Origin of the sequence: Tenacibaculum sp. Cn5-46 (assembly GCF_022347705.1) — a bacterium.
Classification (GTDB): domain Bacteria; phylum Bacteroidota; class Bacteroidia; order Flavobacteriales; family Flavobacteriaceae; genus Polaribacter; species Polaribacter aiptasiae.
The window spans coordinates 811730-835097 of sequence record NZ_JAKRGD010000001.1 but is presented as its reverse complement, the minus strand read 5'-3'; the positions used below and the strand labels follow the sequence as shown (position 1 = coordinate 835097).

The window sequence follows — 23368 nt, the reverse complement described above, 5'->3', positions numbered from 1 at the left end:
ATAGTGATGCCACTTCCCAATATTATGGAGTATTAATCTTCATTTCTAAAGGCTATCCTCCTGTACAAGGCAGATTCTATACGCGTTACGCACCCGTTCGCCGGTCGTCAGCAAAAAAGCAAGCTTTCTCCTGTTACCCCTCGACTTGCATGTGTTAAGCCTGCCGCTAGCGTTCATCCTGAGCCAGGATCAAACTCTTCATTGTATAATCTTTAATATTATGAATGAATAAGTTTCAAAAGAATTTTATCTAACGAAGTTAGACATGTTATTCTACTCTTTGTTTTACGCTGTCAATTTCAATATTTTCAATGAACTTTGTTAATCGCAATATTTAGTCTTCTCAACCAAAATTTTAATTAACTCTCTTGCAGAAATACTAGACTCGAACTAGTTGATTTTTTTTATCTAAATCATTCCAAAATTTCTATGATCGTGTCGCTTTATTTAAGCGGTTGCAAATTTACAAACCTTTTTGAAACTGACAAACTTTTTTGAAAGTTTTTTTTTAATTTGTTTTTGCTAGAATTTTAATGAACTGTCGTCTCTAAAACGGACTGCAAAGATAGCATCTTTATTTTGTAATAAACAAGAATAATTTAACTTATTTTTCACTCTCTTTTAACACCTCTCTACCGCCTATTTTAATGAACTTTTACTAACTTTATAACTTGTCGTTTTTTCGTTAGCGGGTGCAAATATAGAACCCTTTTTTAACATAACAACTATCTTTTTTAATCTTTTTTTGAATTATTTTTTATACACACTATTTATCAGGTAGTTATAAGTGAAAGTTTTTTAAGCTAGGTATTGATTAAGCTAATTCTTCTTTATTCTTTTTGTTTTTTTACTCTTTTTTTTCTTCTTCTTCATCTTTGCAAACATCTTTATATACTCTTCTACATCTACTTTTCCTTTTCTATTTATTACAATTGATTTATAATCTTTTTCCAATTTAGGCTTTTGATATTCTATTTTTTCATCTATTAAAGCTCTTTGTATTATATCTTCTATTAAATAATCTTCGTTTTCGCTTTCTGGTTTGTATTCAGATTTTAATGATAGCTTAAATAAATTTGCTGTAGTATTGTACCAAAATGCTTTCCACCCACTTCTTAATTCTTTTACATTATTAAAAGCCGTCTTCCCTGTTTGTCTATGTATTAGTTTTAATAATAATCTTCCTTCTGTTCTTGTTAATTTTTTTAATGGTTTCGTTAATTCTTCTTCCAAATATTTTTGTACTCTTTTTACATATCGTCTTTTTTTACTTTTCGATTTTATTCTAGACAATCGAGAATTAACACTATCTATTCTTTTTGCTGCTAATACTGCATACGGATATGCTTTAAAAACTTTCCTTCTGAACCAATAATAATAATGAACATCTGATTGTTTTTTAAATTTATGCTTTGGCAAAACAGAAACTTCGTTTAAAGTAATCATTAAACTATCTCCATCCTTTATTAAAAAATATTCATCATTAAAATTTGGTAACGTATCTTTTATTTGCCCTTTCATAACTCCGGCAATTAATATTATACATATATATATGAGCTTTTTCATTATTTTTTTATGCATTAAATAAGGATATCAAATTTAATTAGTTTCTTTTAAAACAAAAAAACTCATGAAATGTTTCATGAGTTTTTCTTTTTTATTTTTTTTAGACTATTCTGCCATAATAGCTTCTGCTATTCTTTTGTAAGTTCCGTTTTCTAACTTTTCTCGAATTGCTGAAAATGCTTCGATTGTTTCATCTACATCTTCTTGTGTATGTCTTGCTGTTGGTATTAATCTTAATATAATTAAACCTTTTGGTATTACTGGGTACACTACAATTGAACAAAACACTCCATGGTTTTCACGCAAATCTTGTACCATTGCCATTGCTTCTGGTATTTCTCCTTTCAAATACACTGGCGTTATACATGTTTGTGTTGTTCCTAAATCAAAACCTGCATTTCTTAAACCTGACTGTAACGCATTAGTGATTTTCCACAGATTTTCTTTTAACTCTGGCATAGTACGGATCATATCCAAACGTTTTAATGCTCCTTTTACCATTGGCATTGGTAAAGATTTAGCAAACATTTGTGACCTCATATTATATTGTAAGTATTGTACTACATCTTTATCTCCTGCAAAAAATGCTCCTATACCAGCCATAGATTTTGCGAATGTTGCAAAATACACATCTATTCCATCTTGAACTCCTTGTTCAAATCCTGTTCCTCTTCCTCCTTCTCCTAAAGTTCCAAATCCATGTGCATCATCTACTAATAACCTAAAGTTATATTTTTCTTTTAGTGCTACTATTTCTGCTAACCTTCCTTGCTCTCCTCGCATACCAAAAACTCCTTCAGAAACCAACAAGATTCCTCCTCCTGTTTTTTCTGCCATTTTTGTAGCTCTTTTTAGGTTTTTCTCACAGCTCTCAATGTCATTATGACGATATACAAATCTTTTTCCTGCATGTAATCTAACTCCATCTATTATACACGCATGCGTATCCATATCATATACGATAATATCATCTTTCCCAACTAAAGCATCTATTGCTGAAACCATTCCTTGGTATCCAAAATTCACTAAATACGATGCTTCTTTTCCTACAAACTCTGCACACTCTTGCTCTAATTGCTCGTGATACTTTGTATGTCCAGACATCATTCTAGCTCCCATTGGATAAGCCATTCCATCAGTTGCAGCTGACTCTCCGTCTACTTTTAATACTTCTGGATGATTTGCTAAACCTAAATAATCATTAATACTCCAAGTAACTACTTTTTTTCCATTGAAAGACATTCTATTTGATATTGGTCCTTCTAATTTAGGAAACACATAATATCCTTCTGCTTTATCTGCCCATTTTCCTAAAGGTCCTTTATCGTCTTTTATTCTTTCAAATAAATCTTTTACCATTATTACTTTTGATTTTTTATAGACTGCGAAAATAGTTCTTTTTTAACAGACTTTCAAATTGACTTTATGTTCATTTTACTCATAAAAAAAAGATGCCCGTATGACATCTTTTAATTTCTTTTATATTTTTATTTTCTAGCTTTCTATTTTAACTGCTAATTCTTTTTCAAATGGCTGGCTATACATTCTCTTTCCTATAGCTTTGTATACCGCATTTGCAACTGCTCCTCCTGCTGGCGGAAGTCCTGGCTCTCCTAGACCTGTAGGCGATAATTCATTTTCTACAAAATGTACTTCTACCTCTGGTGTTTCATTCATTCGTATTAATCGATAGGTATCAAAGTTTTTATTTGATGGTTTTCCATTATCGAATGTTAAATCTCCATACATTGCATGTCCTAAACCATCTAGAACACCTCCTTGTATTTGATTTATAGCTCCCGTAGGATTGATTACAATTCCGCAATCTACTGCTGCTATTACTTTGGTAACTATTGGTGATCCATTTTTTAACTCTACTTCTGCTAATTCCGCCACATGTGTATTATGACTATAATATGCTGCAAATCCTTGGTAAACTCCTTCTCTTGGATTCCCCCAATTTCCTTTTTCTGCTGCTAGTTTTATAGTATTTTGCATTCGTTCTCCTGAATACTCGATTTTCTCATCTTTTGTACCCTTTACATTTTCCAGCAATTCTAACCTTAATTGTACTGCATCTTTATTTAATTCCAATGCTAATTCGTCAAAGAAACTTTGTTCTGCAAAGGCTAAAAAGTTTGTATAAGGTGCTCTCCAAGCTCCTGTTGTAATATTGCTTTTATAATTTTTGGTTGACACTTTATAGTTTGGAATACATCCTGCAGGAAAAAAATGTGGTATTAAGCCATACATATTTCCATTTATTGCTGCTTCCTTTAAATGGTATCCTGTTATTTTTCCATCTTTAATCGAAGCTGCTATTCTATATTTTATAGCTGGTCTGTAAATTCCATCTGTCATATCATCTTCTCTTGAAAAAACTACTTTTACTGGTTTTTTCGATTTATCTGATATTTCAGCTGCTTCTAAAGCAAAATCACCATATAAACGACGTCCAAATCCACCTCCCATTCTAGTCATTTCTAACTCTATTTCTTCTTCTTTTCTATTTAAGAGTTTTGCTATTCTTCCTGCTGTCCACTGTGGTGTTTGTATAGGCCCAACCAAATGTATTTTTTCTGAAGTTACATTTGCATAAAAATTCATTGGTTCTAAACAGTTATGCGGTAAAAAAGGTGAATGATATGTTTTTTCAATTATTTTATCTGCTTCCTTAAATGCTTGTTTTACATTTCCATCTTCTCTTCTTACATCTAAATCTTTTGCGTCTAATATTTCATTCAATATTTTATTATGATCTGATGTACTTTCTAGTTTTGAACCTTCTTTCCAGGTTGCTTTTAAAGCTTTTTTTCCTTTCATAGCAGCCCAAGTACTTGAACCTAGAACTGCAATTTTATCTCCAAATTTTATTATTTCTGAAACGCCATTTACTTTCTTCGCATCTGAATCATCAAAAGCTTCTAGTATTTGTCCAAATGCAGGTGGTCTTAAAACTGACGCATACAACATCCCTTCAGCCTTATAATCTAACCCGAACAACGGTTTTCCTGTTACTATTTTCTCTAAATCTACATTAACTGCATTTGTTCCTATTATGGTATATTCTGAAGATTTTTTTAATGTTACTTTTTCTGGCACTTCTAGAAGAGCTGCTTCTTTAACAACATCGCCATAACCTAAAGTTTCTCCTTTAGCATTTGTTATTACACCTTTGGATGCTTTACAAGTTGATGCCTCTACACCCCATTTTGCCGCTGCTGCATTTACCAACATTTGTTTTGTTGTTGCTCCTGTTTGCCTCAACGCATCCCATCCATGTCTTATAGATTGACTTCCTCCTGCTACCTGTCTTGTATATTCTTTTTTATTATACTTCGCTTGAACTACATGTACCTTATCCCAATCTACATCTAACTCTTCTGCAATAATCATTGGCATAGATGTTTTTACCCCTTGACCTATTTCTGGGTTAGGCGAATAAATGGTTACATAGCCTTCTTGTGAAATTTTTATAAAAGCATTAAAATCGTTAAAATTTAAATTCTCTACATCTATTGATGGTTTTACATTTGGTTTACATGCTGTAAACATATTAAAACCTATCATTACTCCTCCACCTGCTAATGCAGCCGTTCTTAGAAAATTCCTTCTACTGAATGTGTACTTTTTTTCTTGAGTGCTCATAATTTAAATTTTTAAGACATTTTTTTAGCTGCTATGGCTACTGCTTTTTCTATTCTATTATACGAGGCACATCTACACAAGTTTCCATGCATTGCTTCTCTAATCTCTTCACTTGAAGGTTTAGGGTTATCTTTCAAAAACGAAGCTGCTGTCATTATTTGTCCTGCTTGACAATAACCACACTGAGGCACATCTACTTCTTTCCATGCTTCTTGCAAAGGATGATCTCCTTTTTCTGAAAGCCCTTCAATTGTTGTAATTTCTTCTTTATCTAACATTGATACTTGAAGTTGACAACTTCTCATTGCTGTTCCATCTACATGTACTGTACAAGCTCCACATTGTGCTATTCCGCAACCAAATTTGGTTCCTAGCATGTTTAACTCATCTCTTAAAACCCAAAGTAATGGTGTATCGGCATCTACATTAACGGTTTTTGAGCTACCATTAATATTAATTGTATATGTTGGCATTTTGGATAGTTTTGTTACGTTTTGTGTAAGTTACAAAAAATATAAAACTTCTAATTTCTCTTAACTTCTTTTTAAGAAAACTTTAAGCTCAATTATTTTTAAATTAAACTGTCTCATAACCAATTCATACGCCTTTTATTAATAGTTTTGTAAGATATTTTACTCTTATGGAATTTGATAGACACTTTTTTTACGATTACCTAATAGATTTTGGTTTTTCTAAAAACATTTCTATTTATTTAAATCTGTTTTTTCTTGTAATCATATCTCTTATTCTTACTTATCTTATAGATATTATTGCTAGAAAAGTACTTAGAAATATCTCTATTAGGATTGCGAAATCGTCTAAAACAAGTTTTGATGATATTTTAATTACCAATAAAGTTCCTACTAATGTTGCACATCTTATTCCTGTGCTTATTTTTTTCGAGTTAATTCCTATTATCTTTTTTGATTTTGAATATTTAAGGAATTTCACCACTAAATTAGTTTCAATAATTAGTATTCTTTTAACGCTTAGTATTGCTAGGAGTATTTTGAATAGCCTTAAAGATTTTTTAAAAAAGCTTCCTCGTTTTAAAGACAAGCCTGTTGATAGCTATATTCAGGTTTTTATGATTTTTGCTTGGCTAGCTGGAACTATTTTAGCTTTTGCTATTATCACCGATCAATCTATTTGGAAGTTTTTTACCGCTCTTGGTGCTGCTTCCGCTATAATTATTCTAATTTTTAAAGACACAATACTTGGTTTTGTTGCTAGTATTCAAGTTTCTGTTAATGATATGGTTCGTATTGGTGACTGGATTACTTTTGAGAAATTTGGTGCCGATGGTGATGTTATTGAAATTTCTTTAGCCACTGTTAAAGTTCAAAATTTTGATAAAACTATTACCACTATCCCAACCTATGCTTTAATTTCTGATTCTTTTAAAAATTGGAGAGGTATGGTTAATTCTCAAGGTAGAAGAATTAAAAGAGCATTAAATATTAAAATGGATAGTATTCATTATTTATCTGATGACGAGATAAACAATTTAAAATCTATTCATCTTATTGAAAATTATTTAACTGACAAACAAGAAAACATTAATGCCTATAATGAAGAGAAAAATATAAATAAGAACTTTCTTTTAAATGGTAGAAACCTCACTAATATTGGTGTTTTTAGAAAATATGCTGAAACATATATAGAAAATCATCCTGCTATTAATAAAAACATGATGATTATGGTTAGACAATTAGCTCCAACTTCTCAAGGATTGCCTCTTGAAATTTATGCTTTTAGTGCTGATAAAAGATGGCAAAACTATGAATATATTATGGCTGATATTTTTGACCACTTACTTGCTTCTGTGCAATACTTTAATTTAGAAGTGTTTGAATTACCTTCTAATCTTACAACTATAAATTAAGCTCGCTAATCATTTCATTATAGTCGTACTGTAAATCTTCGTGCAACTTATCTATGGCTTTTTTTGCTAGCTCTAATTGCCTATCGTAAGTTGCTTGTAATCTTGGACTTCTTTTTATACTTGGTTTAAATTCTTTTAGCCTAATACAAAAGTGTAACAGTAAAGCTACTTCTGTTTCTTTCTTTTTTGAATATCGAATAAACTTTTTGGTTGTTGTTAAGATTTTACGAACACTTTTACGTATATAATAGTAACTCTTTGTGTTTACTTGCTCAAATAATTCGTCTATTTCTTCTTTTATACTTTCTATATAGCCTTCCTCATTATAAGATTCAAATAACAAATACGTTAGCAACTCTTTATTTTCTTTTTTAAATTTTGATAACTGTAAACATAATTCCATCAATTCTCCTGATGTTTTATATGCCAATTCATCTTTTATTTTTTTTACAGTTACTGCCTTCATTGGTTTAATTTTAAAAAGTTAAAAATAAAAAAAGCCTCATAGAAATTCTATGAGGCTCTTCTTAAAATTTATTTTTTATTGAATACTTGGGATTTCTACTAACTCATTTACATCAGCATCGTAGTCTACTCCTGCTACTTTAAATCCAAATAACTTAAAGAATTCATTACTATAACCTTCTAAATCTCCTATTTCAGAAAGATTTTCTGTAGTTGCTTCTTCCCATAATTTAGAAATCTCCGCTTGTACATCCTCTCTCATTTCCCAATCATCAACACGAATTCTTCCTTTTTCATCTAAAGCTAAATCTCCTCCAAACAATCTCTCACTATATAAACGTTGGATTTGCTCTATACACCCTTCGTGAATTCCTTTTTCTTTCATTACTTTAAATAATAATGATATATATAATGGAATTACTGGTATTGCTGAACTTGCTTGTGTTACTAATGCTTTATTTACTGAAACATAAGCCTTTGCTCCTATAGATTTTAAATCTTCTGTAATTTTAAATGCTGTAGCTTCTAAATCATCTTTTGCAGCTCCTATTGTACCATTTCTATATACTGGTTTTGTTACTTCTGGCCCAATGTATGAATACGCTACTGTTGTTGCTCCTTCTGATAATAAATTTTCTGCTTGTAAGGCGTCCATCCACATTTTCCAGTCTTCTCCTCCCATTACAGTTACCGTATTAGCAACATCATCACCTTCAGCTGGTTTTATTGATATTTCTGATACATTACCTGTATGAAAATCTACTGTTTTATTTGAAAACACCTCTCCTATTGGTTTTAAAACAGACTTATATCTTTTTCCTGTTTCTGGATGTGTTCTTACAGGCGAAGCTAAACTATAGATTACTAAATCTATTTGACCTAAATCTTCTTTGATTAAATCTACTACTTGCTTCTTTACATCATTTGAAAATGCATCGGCATTTATACTTTTTGCATATAATCCTGCTGCATGCGCTTCTTTTTCAAAAGCTGCTGTATTGTAAAAACCTGGTGATGCTGGTCTTCCTTCACTTGCTGGCTTGTCAAAAAACACTCCTATTGTTGCGGCATCTGAACCAAATGCACTTGTTATTCTTGAAGCTAATCCAAATCCAGTTGAAGCTCCTATAACTAAAACTTTTTTTGCTCCTTCTATTTTTCCTTTTGACTGTACATATGCTATTTGGTCTTTTACATTTTGTTCACATCCAACTGGGTGAGATGTTAAACAAATAAACCCTCTAGTTCTTGGTTCTATTATCATTGTTGTTTGTTTTAAAATTTTTAATTTCTAATTGGCTATCTGAAATTCTTTGACCAATCATCGTTAAAATTCTTTTATTTATTTCAGCATCATTGTCTTTATAGAATTCAAATTCTTTTATGGTGAATTGACCTATAATTGAACCTAATAACTGATTTTTAAAATTTATATTTTTTTTAATTATTGTATCAACTAGATTTTGAAAACTTTCTTTTTCTAGATGTAATACCTTAACTTTTTGTTTATTACAGTAAAAAATAAAAAACTGTAAAATAAGATCGTGTTGTAGTTTTAAAATTGGTCGTAAAATTCTGTTTTGAAAATCTTCAATTGGAATTTTTGATGTCAAATTTAAAACCGGTCGTATGCTTATTTTTTTATTGTCCATTTAAAAAACTGACAACATTTTTTTCAATACGTGCTAATACATTCTCTGTATTTGCCTTAACAAAAGTTTCTCCTGTAATTTGTTCGTATAATTCGATATATCTATTAGATATCTCATTAATTTTCTCATCTGACATTTCAGGAATTTGTTGTCCTTCTTTTCCTTGAAACCCATTTTCTATTAGCCATTGACGTACAAACTCTTTTGATAATTGTTTTTGCTTTTCTCCTTTCTCTTGACGTTCTTTATATCCTTCTTTATAAAAATAACGCGATGAATCTGGAGTATGTATTTCATCTATCAAAACTATTTTTCCATCTCTTGTCTTACCGAATTCATATTTAGTATCTACTAAAATTAAATCTCTAGAAGCTGCTATTTCTGTTCCTCTTTGAAATAATTTTCTTGTGTAATCTTCTAAAACTAAATAATCTTCTTCTGAAACTATTCCTTTTGCTAAAATTTCCTCTCTTGAAATATCCTCGTCATGCTCCCCGTTGTCTGCTTTTGTAGATGGAGTAATAATAGGTGTAGGAAATTTATCGTTCTCTTTTAATCCTTCAGGCATTTCAACTCCACAAAGAATCCTTTTCCCTGAATTATATTCACGAGCGGCATGTCCTGACAAGTAACCTCTAATAACCATTTCTACTTTAAATGGTTCACATAAATGTCCTACTGCAACATTTTCATCTGGATTTGCCACTAACCAATTCGGAACAATATCGGCTGTATCATTCATCATTTTGGTTGCGATCTGGTTTAAAATCTGTCCTTTAAAAGGGATTTGACGAGGCAAAATTACATCAAAAGCTGACAATCTATCTGATGCAATCATTACCAATAGTTCATCATTTACATTATATACTTCTCTTACCTTTCCTTTATAAACAGACTTCTGTTGTGGAAACTTGAAGTTAGTTTCGTTAATTGTATTCATTCTTTTTTTGTTGTGTTGTTGACTGCAAAAGTAAGTTTTTACATTTCAAAACTCAAAGTTTAAAAGTTATAAATTACAACTAAAGATTACTCTGTTTCAATACTTTTATATGCTTTTACAATTTTCTTAATTAAGCGGTGTCTTACTACATCTTTATCATCTAAGTATATTTGTCCAATCCCATCTATACCTTTTAAAGCTAACAATGCTTCTTTTAAACCTGAGACTTGTTTTCTTGGTAAATCTATTTGACCAGGATCACCTGTAATAATAAACTTTGCATGCATTCCCATACGTGTTAAAAACATTTTCATTTGGTTATGCGTTGTATTTTGTGCCTCATCTAAAATTACAAATGCATTATCTAATGTTCTTCCACGCATAAATGCTAATGGTGCTATTTGTATAATTCCCTTTTCTAAATATGATTCTAACTTTTCATGCGGAATCATATCTCTTAATGCATCATATAAAGGTTGCATATACGGGTCTAATTTTTCTTTTAAATCTCCTGGTAAAAAACCTAAGTTTTCCCCTGATTCTACCGCTGGTCTCGTTAGTATAATTCTACGCACTTCTTTTTCTTTAAGTGCCTTTACTGCTAATGCTACTGCTGTATATGTTTTTCCAGTTCCTGCTGGACCTACTGCAAAAAGCATATCGTTTTTAAGCATTAACTCAACCATTTTACGTTGGTTTGTTGTTTGTGCTTTTATTAATTTACCGCTAACTCCATGTACTAAGACTCCTTCAACCTTATTCGATTTACGAATTTCCTCTTCCTTTCCTGTAGATGTTAAAATACGTTCTATGCTATTTTCATCTAACTTGTTATATCTATTGAAGTATTTTATGAGCATTCCTAAACGTTTTTCAAATTCGTCTAAAAGCTCTGCTTCTCCATAAATTTTTAATGTATTTCCTCTTGCAACAATTTTTACTTTTGGAAAGTATGTTTTTAACTGAGTTATTGTACTGTTTTGAGCTCCAAAAAAATCTTTTGGATTAATTTCGGTTAATTCAATAATTCGTTCGTTCAAATGATATATGTTTTTAATATTATTCACTCTAAAAATAATGATTATTTTTATCGAATTACGTAGTTTTGCTGTAAATTCAACAGATTTTTTCAACATATTAATTAACAAGCAACTAATTAAATGCCTCTCATTACTTTAACTACCGATTTTGGAATAAAAGACCACTTTGTAGGGGCTGTTAAAGGTGCTATTTATACTGAATTACCTGATGCGAACATTGTTGACATTACGCATCACATTACTCCTTTTAATATTACCGAGACTGCTTATATTTTAAAAAACACCTATAAAAGCTTTCCTGATAAAACAATACATATTGTTGGAGTTGATTCTGAATTGAGTGTAGATAATAAACATATTGCTTTAGAATTAGACAATCATTATTTTATTTGTCCTGATAATGGAATTATATCTATGATTGCTTCCGAAATAAAACCTTCAAAAATTGTTGAAATTAATATCCACAATCATATTGAGAGTAGTTTCCCTGTATTAGATGTATTTGTTCAGGTTGCTTCTCATATTGGTCGCGGCGGTAGCTTAAATGTTATTGGTAAAGAGATTGAGTCTTACAAGAATATTACTGAAATTCAACCTAAGATAAATCAAAAGCAAGACCATATTATAGGTGGTGTTATTTATATTGATAACTACGGAAATGTCATTACAAATATTAGTAAGAAACTTTTTAACTCTATTGGTAAAGGGCGTAATTTTACTATAACTGCCAGACGCTATAGTTTTGATAAAATTTACAATCGTTATAATGAAATTGTAGATTATTCTATTCCTGTTGAAAAAAGACAATACGATGGAGAAAAATTAGCTATTTTTAATTCTGCTGGTTTTTTAGAAATTGCCATTTACCGTAGTAATTTAGATACTGTAGGAGGTGCTTCTACCTTGCTAGGTTTAGGTTATAGAGACAGTATTTCTATTGAGTTTGAAACTATTATTTCACCAGATTTTACCACTATAAATTAATTATATGTTTGTTCGAATTGTAAAAATGAGTTTTCAACCTGAAAAAATTGAAGAATTTTTAAAAAACTTTGATTCTAAAAAAGAGTTTATTAGAAAATCTCCTGGTTGTAACTTATTAGAACTATATAGAGATAAAACAAATCCGAATACCTTTTTTACTTACAGTTATTGGGACACTGAACAAGATTTAGAAAATTATAGAAATTCTGAATTATTTAAAGGTGTTTGGGCTCAAACTAAAGTTTTATTTAATGATAAGCCATTAGCTTGGAGTGTAGATAAATTAGTTTCTTTAGTTTAATGGAATTACTATTCAAACCTTTTCCTAAATTAGAAACTGAGCGATTAGTTTTAAGAAAACTTATAGATAGTGATAAGAAAGCTATTTTTGATATACGATCTAACAAAGAAGTTAATAAATTTATAGACAGACATGCTCCTGAAAATATTTCCGATGTAGAAACTTTTATTAGAATGATTGACCAATTAATCAATACTAATAAAGGTATTTATTGGGTAATTGAACATAACAACACTCTAATTGGTTCTATTGGGCTGCGTCATTTTAACCATGATTTTTCTTATGCTGAGATAGGTTATGAATTGCATCCTGATTTCCATAGAAAAGGTTTTATGAGTGAATCATTACAAAAAGTTATTCATTTTGGTTTTTCTAAACTTAACTTAAAAGCTATAGAAGCCTTCACTCATAAAAATAATGAAAGCTCTATCGCGTTATTGAATAAAAATAATTTTATTTATCAACCTAAAAGAAGAGATAAGGGTTTTGAAAATAATCGTATTTTTCGAATTGAAAATAATTAATAATTTACGTTAACAATTATATGTTTCCTATTTTAAAAAAAGAATTTAACTCATTTTTTTCATCCCCCATAGCTTATTTAGTTATTGGTGTTTTTTTACTAATAAACGGATTATACTTATGGGTATTTAAAGATAATTTTAATATTCTAAACGCTGGTTTTGCAGATTTAAGTAGCTTCTTTTATTTAGCTCCTTGGTTATTCTTGTTTTTAATACCAGCGATTACTATGAGAAGTTTTGCCGATGAATTTAACAGTGGAACTATTGAAATTTTAAAAACTAAGCCATTAACCGATTGGCAAATTATTTTAGGCAAGTTTACAGCTTCACTTCTTTTAGTTTTTATTACTTTAATTCCTACATTAACTTATGCATATACTGTATATGCGCTAGGTAATCCAATTGGAAATTTAGATTTAGGAAGTATTGCTGGTTCTTATTTTGGTCTGTTTTTTTTAGCTGCTATATACACTAGTATTGGTTTGTTTACCTCTACTCTATCTAAAAATCAAATTGTAGCTTTTATTATTAGTGTTTTTATCACTTTTATTTTATTCTATGGTTTTGATACAATTGGTAACTCACTAGGAAATTCGGGATACTTATTTCAACAATTTGGAATTAATGAACACTTTAAAAGTATTAGTCGAGGTGTTATCGACACTAGAGATGTAGTTTACTTTATTAGCGTTACTTTTTTCTTTTTATTCATTACTAAACAACAATTAAAAAATGAATAAGAAAATACAACATATAGCTTATGCTTTCGTAGGAATCTTATTAGTAAATTATCTTTCTAACTTTGTATTTAAACGTTTTGACTTAACTCAAGACAAACGTTACACAATTTCTAACGTTAGTACGAAACTACTAAATAAAATAGATAAGAACATTTTAATTAATGTATACTTAGAAGGTGATTTTCCAGCTGAGTTCAAACGCTTACAAATAGAAACTCGTCAGTTTTTAGAAGAACTAAAAGCTGAAAATTCAAATGTTAGGTTTCGTTTTGTTAATCCTGATAATATTCGTGAACGTCTTATAAAAAAAGGAATGCTTCCTAGTCAATTAACTGTAGAGGAAGATGGAAAATTATCTGAGGCCATTATTTTCCCTTGGGCTGAAATTAATTATGGTAAAAAAACAGAGCTTGTTTCTCTTTTACCAAATTCTATTGCTAAAACTCAAGAAGATCAATTACAAAACGCAATTGAAAAACTTGAATATTCTTTTGCTAATGCAATTCATAACATAACCAAAACCAAAAGAAAAAAAATAGCAGTTTTATCGGGTAATGGTGAATTAGACGATATATATGTTTATAGTTTATTAAGTGAAGTTGGAAAAAAATATCGCTTAGCTAAATTTACTTTAGACAGTGTTGAAAACAGTCCTCAAAAAACATTAAATGATTTAACTAAGTATGATTTAGCCATTATTGCTAAACCTACTAAAAGGTTTACCGAAAAAGAGAAATTTACAGTTGATCAGTTTATTACAAATGGAGGTAAAACTCTTTGGATGATTGATAATAATTATTCAGACACAGATAGTTTATATAATGAAGGAAGAATGTTAGCTTTTCCTCGCGATTTAAATTTAACTGATTTACTTTTTAGTTATCAAGTACGTGTAAATAATAAACTTATTCAAGATTTATATTCTGCTAAGATTCCTTTAGCTACAGGAAATTTAGGAAACCAAGCACAGTTTCAACATTTAAATTGGTTTTATCATCCTTTAGTGAATGGAAATCCAAACCATCCTATTACTAAAAACGTATCACCAGTTCGTTTTCGTTTTACAACGCAGATAGATACATTGAAAGGAAATATTAAAAAAACTCCTTTATTAGTTACTTCTGTTTTAACTAAAAAAATAGGAACTCCTAAAATTGTTGAATTACAAAGTATTTCTAAAGAACCTCAACAAAAAGATTACTCAAGTGGTCCACAATTATTATCTGTTTTATTAGAAGGTGATTTTAAATCTGCTTATAAAAGTAGAATCAAACCATTTAACACTCCACTTTTCAAATCTGAAAGCAGCTCTAATAAAATGATTGTTATTGCTGATGGTGATGTAGGGAAAAATCAAATTTTAAAAGGAAAACCTCATGATTTATCTTTAGACAAATGGACTGGAGAAATATTTGGAAACAAAGATTTCTTAATGAATGCTATTGATTATTTATTAGACGATTCTGGTTTAATTCAACTACGTAATAAAACAGTCAAGATAAACCTTCTAAACAAACAAAAAGCTTATACTGAAAAACGTTTTTGGCAATTTATAAATATTGGTGTTCCTTTAATTTTACTTGCCTTGTTTGGTTTTGGTTTTAATTACTTAAGAAGAAAAAGATACTCTTAAATAACTAATAAATCATCATAAATAAAAGTATAATTCAATTGTTTCTGTAATTTATCTGAACTGATTATTTTATACTTCAAATCTAAAGAATCATCAAAAACTGGTGATTCTTTTTTCATTTTAATCTTTGCATTGATATAAAATTCTTTTCTTGTTGGGTGGTGATTTGAACAAGCGTTAAATACTTCTTCCCATACATTTTGTTTAATTATTTGATAAATAATTTGAATACAATCGTCCTGATGTATCATATTTACAAAACCTTTTGGATGCGGTATTTTTCTATTTTCAAACCAATTCCCAGGATTCCTATCCCTACCTAACAATCCCGCAAAACGAATTACAGTAGTTTTAAAGTTTATATTTCCTTTAAAAAGATTTTCTATTTCTGCTAAAGGTGAAGATATCAATGTGTCTTCCTCAGTTATTACTTTGTTTAAACTAGGATAAACTGAAGTAGAACTTATAAAAATTACTTTTTGGACTGTTGATTTCTCTATTTCATTTATTAAGCTTTCATAGCTTACAGTATTCTTAGATGTAATTGCTACAATTAATATACCTGAACTTAAAAACGATTGTATTTCTTTATTGAAATTTACATCAATATCTATTAAAAAAGGAGCAATTCCTTTTTCTTTAAAAATACTTAATTTATTTTTTGAAGTAGTAGACCCTTTGACATTATACCCTTTCTTCAATAAATATTCTGCTAATGGAAGTCCTAACCAACCACATCCTAAAATACTAACATCCCTCATCGCAACAATTGTCATCTTTTACTAATTTACACGAAACTACTGCTAATAACGCTCCTAAAATTGGTGCTAATAGATACAACCATAAATGTTCTAAGTGTCCTGACACTAATGCCGGCGCTATTGAACGTACTGGGTTCATCGAAGCTTTTGTCATTGGTCCAGCAAACATTGCTTCTAACAAAACGACTCCTCCAATAGCAATACCTGCCATTACCCCAACTTCTTTACTCCCTGTTGAAACATTAATAATTGTAACCATTAAAAAGAAAGTCAGTAATAATTCTAATATAAAAGCTCGCCAAGGCTCAATACTAGGTATCGTAGCTCCGTAAAATTCACTTTCAGGAAATAAAACCCACAGTACACTGCTTGCTAATAATGCACCTAATAATTGGGCTATTATATATTTTGGAACCTCTTTCCATGAAAACTTTTTGGCATAAGCAAAAGCAATGGTTACTGCAGGATTAAAGTGTGCACCCGAAATTTCTCCAAAAGAATATATCATTGCCATTACTATTAATCCCCAAGTAATAGCTACTCCTATATGAGTTAAATCTACCCCTCCAGTTATTTCATTAATTGTCATAGCCCCTGTACCACAAAAAATTAACGCAAAAGTTCCTATTAATTCAGAAATGTATTTTTTCATAATGGCAAATATCAATTAAATAGTTAATATTTATTTTAAGTTTTCGTTAACATTAATCCGTATAATTCCTCGTAATTTTATCAGAACAAACTATAAACAAATTAATCATCATGAAAAAATTACTTTTAAGCTTATTTGTTGTTGCTATATCAGCAAATGTTAATGCACAAGTAAAAACTCCAGCACCAAGCCCTGCTTCTAAATTAGAGCAACAAGTAGGTTTAACTGACGTTACTGTAGAATACTCTAGACCTGGAATGAGAGGTAGAACTATTTTTGGAGATTTAGTGCCTTATGGAAAAGTATGGAGAACCGGAGCTAATCAAAACACTAAAGTTACATTTAGCGACGATGTTACAATTGATGGAAAAGAATTAAAGAAAGGTACCTATGCCTTGTACACAAAACCGAATAAAGATTCATGGGAAGTTATTTTTTATTCTGATGCAAACAACTGGGGAACTCCAAGAAAATGGGACGACAGTAAAGTAGCATTATCTACAACTGCTAAAGTTGAAAAAATGCCTATGAAAATTGAGACTTTTACTTTAACTATTGACAATATCAAAAACAGTTCTGCTGTTTTAGGTATGTTATGGGAAAATGCTTATGTTGGAGTAAAGTTTAACACACCTACTGATAAAGGTGTTGAAGCTAGTATTGCAAAAATAATGAGCGGACCTTCTGCTGGTGATTATTTTTCTTCTGCTAAATATTATTTAGATGAAGGTAAAGACATCCAAAAAGCTAAAGAATGGATCAACAAAGCTGTTGATATGACTAAAGACCGTCCACGTTTTTGGTATTTACGTCAGCAATCATTAATCTTAGCTAAAGCTGGAGATAAAAAAGGAGCTATTGCTGCTGCTAAAGCTTCATTAGCTGGAGCTGAAAAAGCTGGTAACGCTGATTACGTTAAAATGAACAAAGAGTTTTTAGCTAAAATGTAATAAACTCACATATTTAAAAAAAACTCGTAGCTATATATTAGCTACGAGTTTTTTTTATCTAAAAATAATCTATTTAGTTAATTTATTTACACATAAATAAAATTTATCATAAAAAATTAAATTAACCATATTTAAAACATAGATTAGTAAGTAATTAACTTAATCAAACTAATTTATGTGTAAAATTAAAGTCCCCCTTTTAATTGTACTTTCTTTACTTACGATACAATTAATACAATCTCAAAACAATAACTACGACATTGGTGTAGGTATTTCAGACATTACTGGAGAAATTGCTGAAAGCGCTTTTTTTGGTTATGGAAACCCTTTCTTTAAAAATAGCGGTATTAAAGACAGACAATATGCAAGAGCATATATTGTTAAAGAACCCAATGGCACACCCGCTGTATTTGTTTGTATAGACAAAGGTGCCATGTTTCAATCAGTTAATTTAGCTGTTCTAGAAAAACTTAAAAATTATTATGGTAGTACTTATACTGATACTAACCTCGTTATTAGTGCTACTCACACTCACGTTTCACCTGGTGGATATTCCCATTATGAGCTTTACAATACTTCTACCGGTGGTTTTTATAAAAAGAACTTCAATATTTTAGTTGATGGAATTTTTAATGCTATCAAACAAGCTCACGACAACTTAGCCCCAGGTAGAATTTATTATAACTCAGGAAGTTTAACAAATGCCAGTATTAATAGATCTTTAGTAGCTTACAATTTAAATAGTGATGCTAATGACTATATGAATATTGATGATCAAATGACGGTTTTAAAATTTGTACAAGGTAATACTGAGGTTGGAATGATTTCTTGGTTTGGAGTTCACCCAACAAGTTTATCAAAGAACTATAAATATGCTAGTGGCGATAGTAAAGGTTATGCTTCATTAAAATTTGAACGTATGAAACAATCTTCATACGGAAATGGTAACTTTACTTTTGTTGCTGCTTTTCCTAATACAAATCCTGGAGATATGTCTCCTAATTTAAACCAACCAGCTCCAAATGATTTATATACAGATGCTACTGGACCAGGTAGTAACGAAGTAGAAAGTTCTGAAATTATTGGAGATAGACAATATCTAAAAGCATTAGAATTATATAATAATGCTAGTGAACAACTTACCGGATCAGTAAAAGCAGTATCAAGATATAGTGATTTTTCTAATATCGAAGTTGCTTCAAAATTTACCGATGGGGTAATACGCCATACTTGTAAAGCTGCTCTTGGTATTTCTTTTAGAGCTGGTGCAGAAGATGGTAGAAGTGGTATTGGACGAGAGGGTGAGACAAGGTCCAATCCTAATTCAGGTCCTGCTGTTGATCAATGTCATATGGAAAAACCTATTGATCCTTTATTTTTTGTAGGGCGAAATAGTAATAATCCAAGAACTCCTAAGATACTCCCTACTAGTATTTTAAAAATAGGTCAATTTGGAATTTTTGCTGCTCCTGCTGAATTTACTATTATGGCTGGAAGGCGTGTAAAAGCTACTGTTGCAGAAAATAGTGCTACTGGAATACAGTATAGTGTTTTAGCTGGTTATTCTGATGCTTACTGTGGTTATGTAACTACTAGAGAAGAATATGCCTCTCAACAATACGAAGGAGCCAGTACACAATTTGGTCCATGGACCTTAGCTGCTTATCGACAAGAGTTTGAAAGATTAGCTACTTTATTAGTTTCTCCAAATTCAACCCCTTGGCCTACTCTAGCACCAACTCCTCCTCAAAAAACATATATTGGACTTGATAAAACGGTACATATTCTTTTTGATGATAAACCCTTATTTAAAAGTTTTGGAAGTGTGTATTCTGATACAAATAGTTCATACAATACCGGTAATACTGCTAAAGTTACTTTTTGGGGTGCTCATCCTAATCATGATACTAAAACAAATAGTACTTATTTTACTGTTCAGAAAAAAGTTGGAAATTCTTGGGTTACTAAATTTCAAGATAGAGATACCAACACTCTTATGATTTGGAAAAGAGACGGTGTAGCAAATTCAAAAATTACTATACATTTTAAAATCACCTCAGAAGTAGAAAGTGGCTATTACAGAATTGTACACACTGGTAAATGGAAAAATGGTTGGACAGGAAAAATAAGTCCGTATAGCGGAACTAGTAAAACGTTTTATGTAAATGGTTATGCTAGTAGAACTGTTAAGCAAGAAACAGAAAAGAACATGCTCAATCAACATATTGTTTATCCTAATCCTAGTCGCGGAAACTTCACTTTTATCAACAATAAAAACTCTAAAGGTTCTTTTAAAATAGTTAACACTGTAGGACAAGTAATTAAAACTGGTGAAATTCCTAACAAAAAATATATTAAGAATCTATATTTTAAAGCTGAAGCTGGAGTTTATCTTTTGAAAGTTAAATATGATAATGGAGAAACTGATATAACTACAATTTTAAAAAAATAAGCGAATAAAAAAACTCACAATATAAATTGTGAGTTTTTACTTTTTATATTTTCAATTTAAAATCTCCAACAAACAATTCTAGTTACTTTATTTCCTTGTGTCATTGGAATTACTTTAAATTCTTTTACTCCTAGTTTTTTACCCGACTTCTGTAAACTTTCTACATTTTCTTTTTTAGAAACCAAGCTTGTAAACCACTTACTAACTGTTGGATATTGTGAACTCTCATATAAATATGTATGTAAAAAAGCTTTTTCACCTCCTATATACCAAAGTTCGTTACTATTTCCTGAAAAATTACGAACTGCATTATTTCCTAAATTTCTCGACTTTCTCCTATTAGCTCCTCTAGCCTCTTCTGCCGATTTATAAAAAGGAGGATTGCACATAGTTACTGTAAAAGAATCTTCCTTTTCAAGAATTCCTTTTAAAACATGCTCTTCTTTAAATTGCTGTCTTAATTTTATTTTAGCATCTAAATTATTATCATCTATAATATCTTGAGCAGAATCTAACGAGTCTAAATCAATATCAGATGCTACAAAATTCCAATTATACACTGCATTTCCTAATAACGGATATATACAAGTTGCTCCAGTACCAATATCTAATACAGTTACCTCTTTTTCTTTCCCTATTAAATCTGCTAAATAATGAATATAATCAACTCTTCCTGGAATTGGCGGGCATAAATTATCGTCTGAAAACTCCCATGTTTTAATATTGTAATAAACCGATAGTAAAGCTTTATTAAATTCTTTTACTGCTTTTGGATTTGAGAAATCGATAGTTTCTTTACCGTACTTCTCTATTACAAACTCTTTTATTTTAGGATACTTTTCTTGAAGTACTTTAAAATCGTATCCTTTATTATGGATATTATTTTTATGTAGTGCTTTTTTCTCCATTAAAGTGTAATTATTGTAAACTCTAAATCTAAAGGATTTAAACTCTTTTTTAACTTATCCAAAAAACGAACTCCATACTCTAGATAATATTCTGAGAAATTACGTTGACGTTCTTCTAAACTTTGATTTGGTAATATTTCATTTTGAAGCAATGTAATTCTGTCTACCAATTCTTTTTGTTTTCTTTTCTCCGCTCTTAACCACCTTTTCTCAAGGTTTTCTAATCCTTTTAATTGTTTTTTCTCTTGGGCATTTACAGCCCCTATAAAAGAAACATCAGTTTTTTGAGCTACTTCTCTTAATTCATTGAATTGCTGTTGTAAAAAGCTTTTCTGATTTGTAAAATCAACTTTTACTTCTGATGAATTTAAAACTTTATTCTTTAGTAATGTATTTTGCTTACTGAATAATTCTTCTTTAGATATTGTTAACTTCTCTAATTTTCTTTCTTGTTTTTCCGATAAAACTTGTACTGAATTTCTCAACAATAAAACAGGAAATGGAACTTCTACAGCTTCAAAATAACTTTTCAACTGTAACCAATACGCCAACTCTCCTCCTCCTCCTATGTAACATAAGTTTGGTAAAATTACTTCCTGATATAATGGTCGCATTATTACGTTTGGAGAAAATCTTTCGGGATTACTTTCTAGATGACTTAATATCTCTTCTTTAGTCCAAGAAACATTTGTATTATTTACTTTATACCTACCTTCTTCGAAAATAATACGTTCACGAATCTCATCAGTTAAATAAAATAAGTTTATTTCTCTTGGATTTACTTGTACTTTATATTCTTCACCTAAAGCTTTTATTGTTTCTGTTACCTTTTTATAAGATATTTCTTCTGTTAATTCTCTTGTTATATAAGGAATAAACTCTCTTTTTAAATCATTATCATCTGCATCAATAATCACCAATCCATAGGCTCCAAATAACTCATTAGCAATATACCTAGTAGCATCTGCTAAATTGTTATGTTTTAAATATCCTTCTTCAAATAATTTTACTAAATACTGTGCATTTTTAGAATTTCCTATGTGCAATGAAAAAGCTTCTAAAACTTCTTGTAATCCATCTGTAGAAAAGCGTCCAACTCCCCCAGTTTGTTCTGAATTCCACTGAACTTTTTTTCCTTTAAAATTAAAATAGTTTATTTCGTCAAAATCATGATCTTCTGTTGCCATCCAATATACTGGAACAAAATTTTGATTTTCAATTTTACTATTTAATTCTTCACATAAATTAATTGTTGAAAATATTTTATACAAAAAATATAAAGGGCCAGTAAACAGGTTTAATTGATGACCTGTAGTTATAGTATATGTATTTTCTAAAAGTAAACTATCTATGTTTTGTATTGTTTCCTCTGTAGCATTTAGCTTACTATATTGCTTTTTTAATGCATTAACTAAAACGGTTCTTTTTTCCGGTTTAAAAGATACACCTTTAGCTTCTACTTGTTTTTTTAAACCTTCAATATTCGAAAAATTATTGTAAAAAGGCTTTATTTTCTCTGACTCCTCTAAATAATCTATCATAGTTTTAGAGAAGAAACCAGTTTTTTTGAAAGGTATTTGAATTACACTCATTACTTATTTTTTCTTTGGAATAATGTATAAATATATGGTCGTTCTCCTCCATAAGGATTGGTAAAAGTGTAATTGAATTTCTTAATCAATTCAAAATCTTCTCCAAGTCTCTCTTGCAACATTTCTGCATTATATTTTTGTAACTCAAGCCCACAACATTTTTCTGCTCCATCAAGAGCAAAAACAGCTATAATTACAAAACCATTATTCTTTACAAGTTGTTTTAATAATTTAAAATACACTTCTTTTTCTTCTTCTTTCAAAAAGAAGTGCAATACAGCTCTATCATTCCAAATGTCAATATCTGAAAGTTGATTAAGTTTTGACGGCTTTATTAAGTCATCAACAATAAAATTTATATCTGATGATTTATCTCCTAACCTATTTTTTACATCTTCAATAGCTTTTTCTGACAAATCATTTGCTATCAAATTTGTATATCCATCAGCTAATAATTCATCTATTAACATAGAAGATCCAACTCCTACATTTAAAATCTTAGCATCTTTAGGAGCTTTAGATAGTTTTATTAAATCTATTGTTTCTTTTGAGCTTTCTTCATACCAACCTAATTTCTGTGTAGTATTTTTAGTATAAGCTGTGTTCCAATGTTCTTTTAAAGTATTTTCTTCAGGAACTTTACAATCACTCTCTTTTGTAGTCATAGCTCAAAAA

General features: G+C 30.1%; 22 protein-coding genes and 1 rRNA gene. 8 read left to right on the top strand and 15 right to left on the bottom strand.

The features are described 5' to 3' along the window. The 5 genes from MHN29_RS03950 to MHN29_RS03930 form a co-directional block, all read right to left on the bottom strand. Positions 1-205, bottom strand: a 16S ribosomal RNA gene (locus MHN29_RS03950); the annotation flags it as partial. A gap of 614 nt (positions 206-819) precedes the next feature. Then, positions 820-1566: a DUF4294 domain-containing protein gene (locus MHN29_RS03945; protein ID WP_235272777.1), complete on the bottom strand. Its 747-nt coding sequence runs from the start codon at positions 1564-1566 to the stop codon at positions 820-822. Between the two features lie 105 nt (positions 1567-1671). Then, positions 1672-2925: an aminotransferase class I/II-fold pyridoxal phosphate-dependent enzyme gene (locus tag MHN29_RS03940; RefSeq protein ID WP_235272778.1), complete on the bottom strand. Its 1254-nt coding sequence runs from the start codon at positions 2923-2925 to the stop codon at positions 1672-1674. 135 nt (positions 2926-3060) lie between these two features. Then, positions 3061-5214, bottom strand: a complete 2154-nt coding sequence (locus MHN29_RS03935) for a molybdopterin cofactor-binding domain-containing protein (RefSeq protein ID WP_235272779.1) — start codon at positions 5212-5214, stop codon at positions 3061-3063. A gap of 11 nt (positions 5215-5225) precedes the next feature. Continuing rightward, entirely contained in the window at positions 5226-5687 is a 462-nt protein-coding gene (locus tag MHN29_RS03930; protein WP_235272780.1) for a (2Fe-2S)-binding protein, read from the bottom strand. A gap of 167 nt (positions 5688-5854) precedes the next feature. On the opposite strand from MHN29_RS03930, the gene MHN29_RS03925 reads away from it, so the two are divergent. After that, positions 5855-7099: a mechanosensitive ion channel family protein gene (locus MHN29_RS03925; protein WP_235272781.1), complete on the top strand. Its 1245-nt coding sequence runs from the start codon at positions 5855-5857 to the stop codon at positions 7097-7099. Here MHN29_RS03925 and MHN29_RS03920 read toward each other — a convergent pair. The 5 genes from MHN29_RS03920 to MHN29_RS03900 form a co-directional block, all read right to left on the bottom strand. Then, positions 7089-7565, bottom strand: coding sequence for a hypothetical protein (locus MHN29_RS03920; RefSeq protein WP_235272782.1), 477 nt, complete (start codon positions 7563-7565; stop codon positions 7089-7091). The genes MHN29_RS03925 and MHN29_RS03920 overlap by 11 nt on opposite strands. A 75-nt stretch (positions 7566-7640) precedes the next feature. Continuing rightward, positions 7641-8828, bottom strand: coding sequence for an enoyl-ACP reductase FabV (fabV, locus tag MHN29_RS03915; protein WP_235272783.1), 1188 nt, complete (start codon positions 8826-8828; stop codon positions 7641-7643). Continuing rightward, positions 8806-9177, bottom strand: coding sequence for a glyoxalase (locus MHN29_RS03910; protein WP_235272784.1), 372 nt, complete (start codon positions 9175-9177; stop codon positions 8806-8808). The genes fabV and MHN29_RS03910 overlap by 23 nt, the downstream gene beginning before the upstream one ends. Positions 9178-9205: 28 nt before the next feature. Next, entirely contained in the window at positions 9206-10156 is a 951-nt protein-coding gene (locus tag MHN29_RS03905; RefSeq protein WP_235272785.1) for a phosphoribosylaminoimidazolesuccinocarboxamide synthase, read from the bottom strand. Positions 10157-10242: 86 nt separating this feature from the next. Continuing rightward, positions 10243-11196, bottom strand: coding sequence for a PhoH family protein (locus MHN29_RS03900; protein WP_150899847.1), 954 nt, complete (start codon positions 11194-11196; stop codon positions 10243-10245). Between the two features lie 120 nt (positions 11197-11316). Here MHN29_RS03900 and MHN29_RS03895 point away from each other — a divergent pair, with 120 nt between their 5' ends. Genes MHN29_RS03895 through gldG form a run of 5 tightly spaced genes read left to right on the top strand, consistent with a single transcriptional unit; the run spans position 11317 to position 15378 of the window. Next, a complete protein-coding gene (locus MHN29_RS03895) occupies positions 11317-12180 on the top strand; it encodes an S-adenosyl-l-methionine hydroxide adenosyltransferase family protein (RefSeq protein WP_235272786.1) in 864 nt (287 codons plus the stop codon). A gap of 4 nt (positions 12181-12184) precedes the next feature. Continuing rightward, positions 12185-12481: a putative quinol monooxygenase gene (locus MHN29_RS03890; RefSeq protein ID WP_235272787.1), complete on the top strand. Its 297-nt coding sequence runs from the start codon at positions 12185-12187 to the stop codon at positions 12479-12481. Continuing rightward, entirely contained in the window at positions 12481-13005 is a 525-nt protein-coding gene (locus MHN29_RS03885; protein WP_235272788.1) for a GNAT family N-acetyltransferase, read from the top strand. Before MHN29_RS03890 ends, MHN29_RS03885 begins: the two co-directional genes overlap by 1 nt. A gap of 20 nt (positions 13006-13025) precedes the next feature. Beyond that, positions 13026-13745 carry a gliding motility-associated ABC transporter permease subunit GldF gene (gldF, locus tag MHN29_RS03880; protein ID WP_235272789.1) on the top strand — a complete coding sequence of 240 codons (720 nt, stop codon included), beginning with the start codon at positions 13026-13028 and terminating at the stop codon, positions 13743-13745. Then, the gene (gene gldG / locus MHN29_RS03875) at positions 13738-15378 is read left to right on the top strand and encodes a gliding motility-associated ABC transporter substrate-binding protein GldG (RefSeq protein ID WP_235272790.1); all 1641 of its coding nucleotides are present in this window, start codon (positions 13738-13740) and stop codon (positions 15376-15378) included. The genes gldF and gldG overlap by 8 nt, the downstream gene beginning before the upstream one ends. Here the strand turns inward: gldG and MHN29_RS03870 are convergent. Both MHN29_RS03870 and MHN29_RS03865 read right to left on the bottom strand, forming a co-directional pair. After that, complete coding sequence (locus MHN29_RS03870; protein WP_235272791.1) at positions 15375-16154, bottom strand: NAD-dependent epimerase/dehydratase family protein; 780 nt, start codon at positions 16152-16154, stop codon at positions 15375-15377. The two genes, gldG and MHN29_RS03870, sit on opposite strands and share 4 nt — an antisense overlap. Then, on the bottom strand, positions 16126-16791 hold the full coding sequence (locus MHN29_RS03865; protein WP_235272792.1) for an MIP/aquaporin family protein: 666 nt from the start codon (positions 16789-16791) through the stop codon (positions 16126-16128). Before MHN29_RS03865 ends, MHN29_RS03870 begins: the two co-directional genes overlap by 29 nt. A 110-nt stretch (positions 16792-16901) precedes the next feature. Between MHN29_RS03865 and MHN29_RS03860 the strand changes: the two genes are divergently transcribed. Both MHN29_RS03860 and MHN29_RS03855 read left to right on the top strand, forming a co-directional pair. Then, positions 16902-17741 carry a DUF2911 domain-containing protein gene (locus tag MHN29_RS03860; RefSeq protein ID WP_235272793.1) on the top strand — a complete coding sequence of 280 codons (840 nt, stop codon included), beginning with the start codon at positions 16902-16904 and terminating at the stop codon, positions 17739-17741. A gap of 175 nt (positions 17742-17916) precedes the next feature. Further along, positions 17917-20193, top strand: coding sequence for a neutral/alkaline non-lysosomal ceramidase N-terminal domain-containing protein (locus MHN29_RS03855; protein WP_235272794.1), 2277 nt, complete (start codon positions 17917-17919; stop codon positions 20191-20193). Positions 20194-20249: 56 nt separating this feature from the next. On the opposite strand, the gene rlmF is transcribed toward MHN29_RS03855, so the two are convergent. The 3 genes from rlmF to MHN29_RS03840 are packed head-to-tail and all read right to left on the bottom strand — an operon-like array spanning position 20250 to position 23358. Next, positions 20250-21101, bottom strand: a complete 852-nt coding sequence (gene rlmF / locus MHN29_RS03850) for a 23S rRNA (adenine(1618)-N(6))-methyltransferase RlmF (protein ID WP_235272795.1) — start codon at positions 21099-21101, stop codon at positions 20250-20252. After that, positions 21101-22693: a bacillithiol biosynthesis cysteine-adding enzyme BshC gene (bshC, locus tag MHN29_RS03845; protein WP_235272796.1), complete on the bottom strand. Its 1593-nt coding sequence runs from the start codon at positions 22691-22693 to the stop codon at positions 21101-21103. The genes rlmF and bshC overlap by 1 nt, the downstream gene beginning before the upstream one ends. Next, positions 22693-23358 carry a class I SAM-dependent methyltransferase gene (locus MHN29_RS03840; RefSeq protein WP_235272797.1) on the bottom strand — a complete coding sequence of 222 codons (666 nt, stop codon included), beginning with the start codon at positions 23356-23358 and terminating at the stop codon, positions 22693-22695. The genes bshC and MHN29_RS03840 overlap by 1 nt, the downstream gene beginning before the upstream one ends. Between the last annotated feature and the right edge of the window lie 10 nt (positions 23359-23368).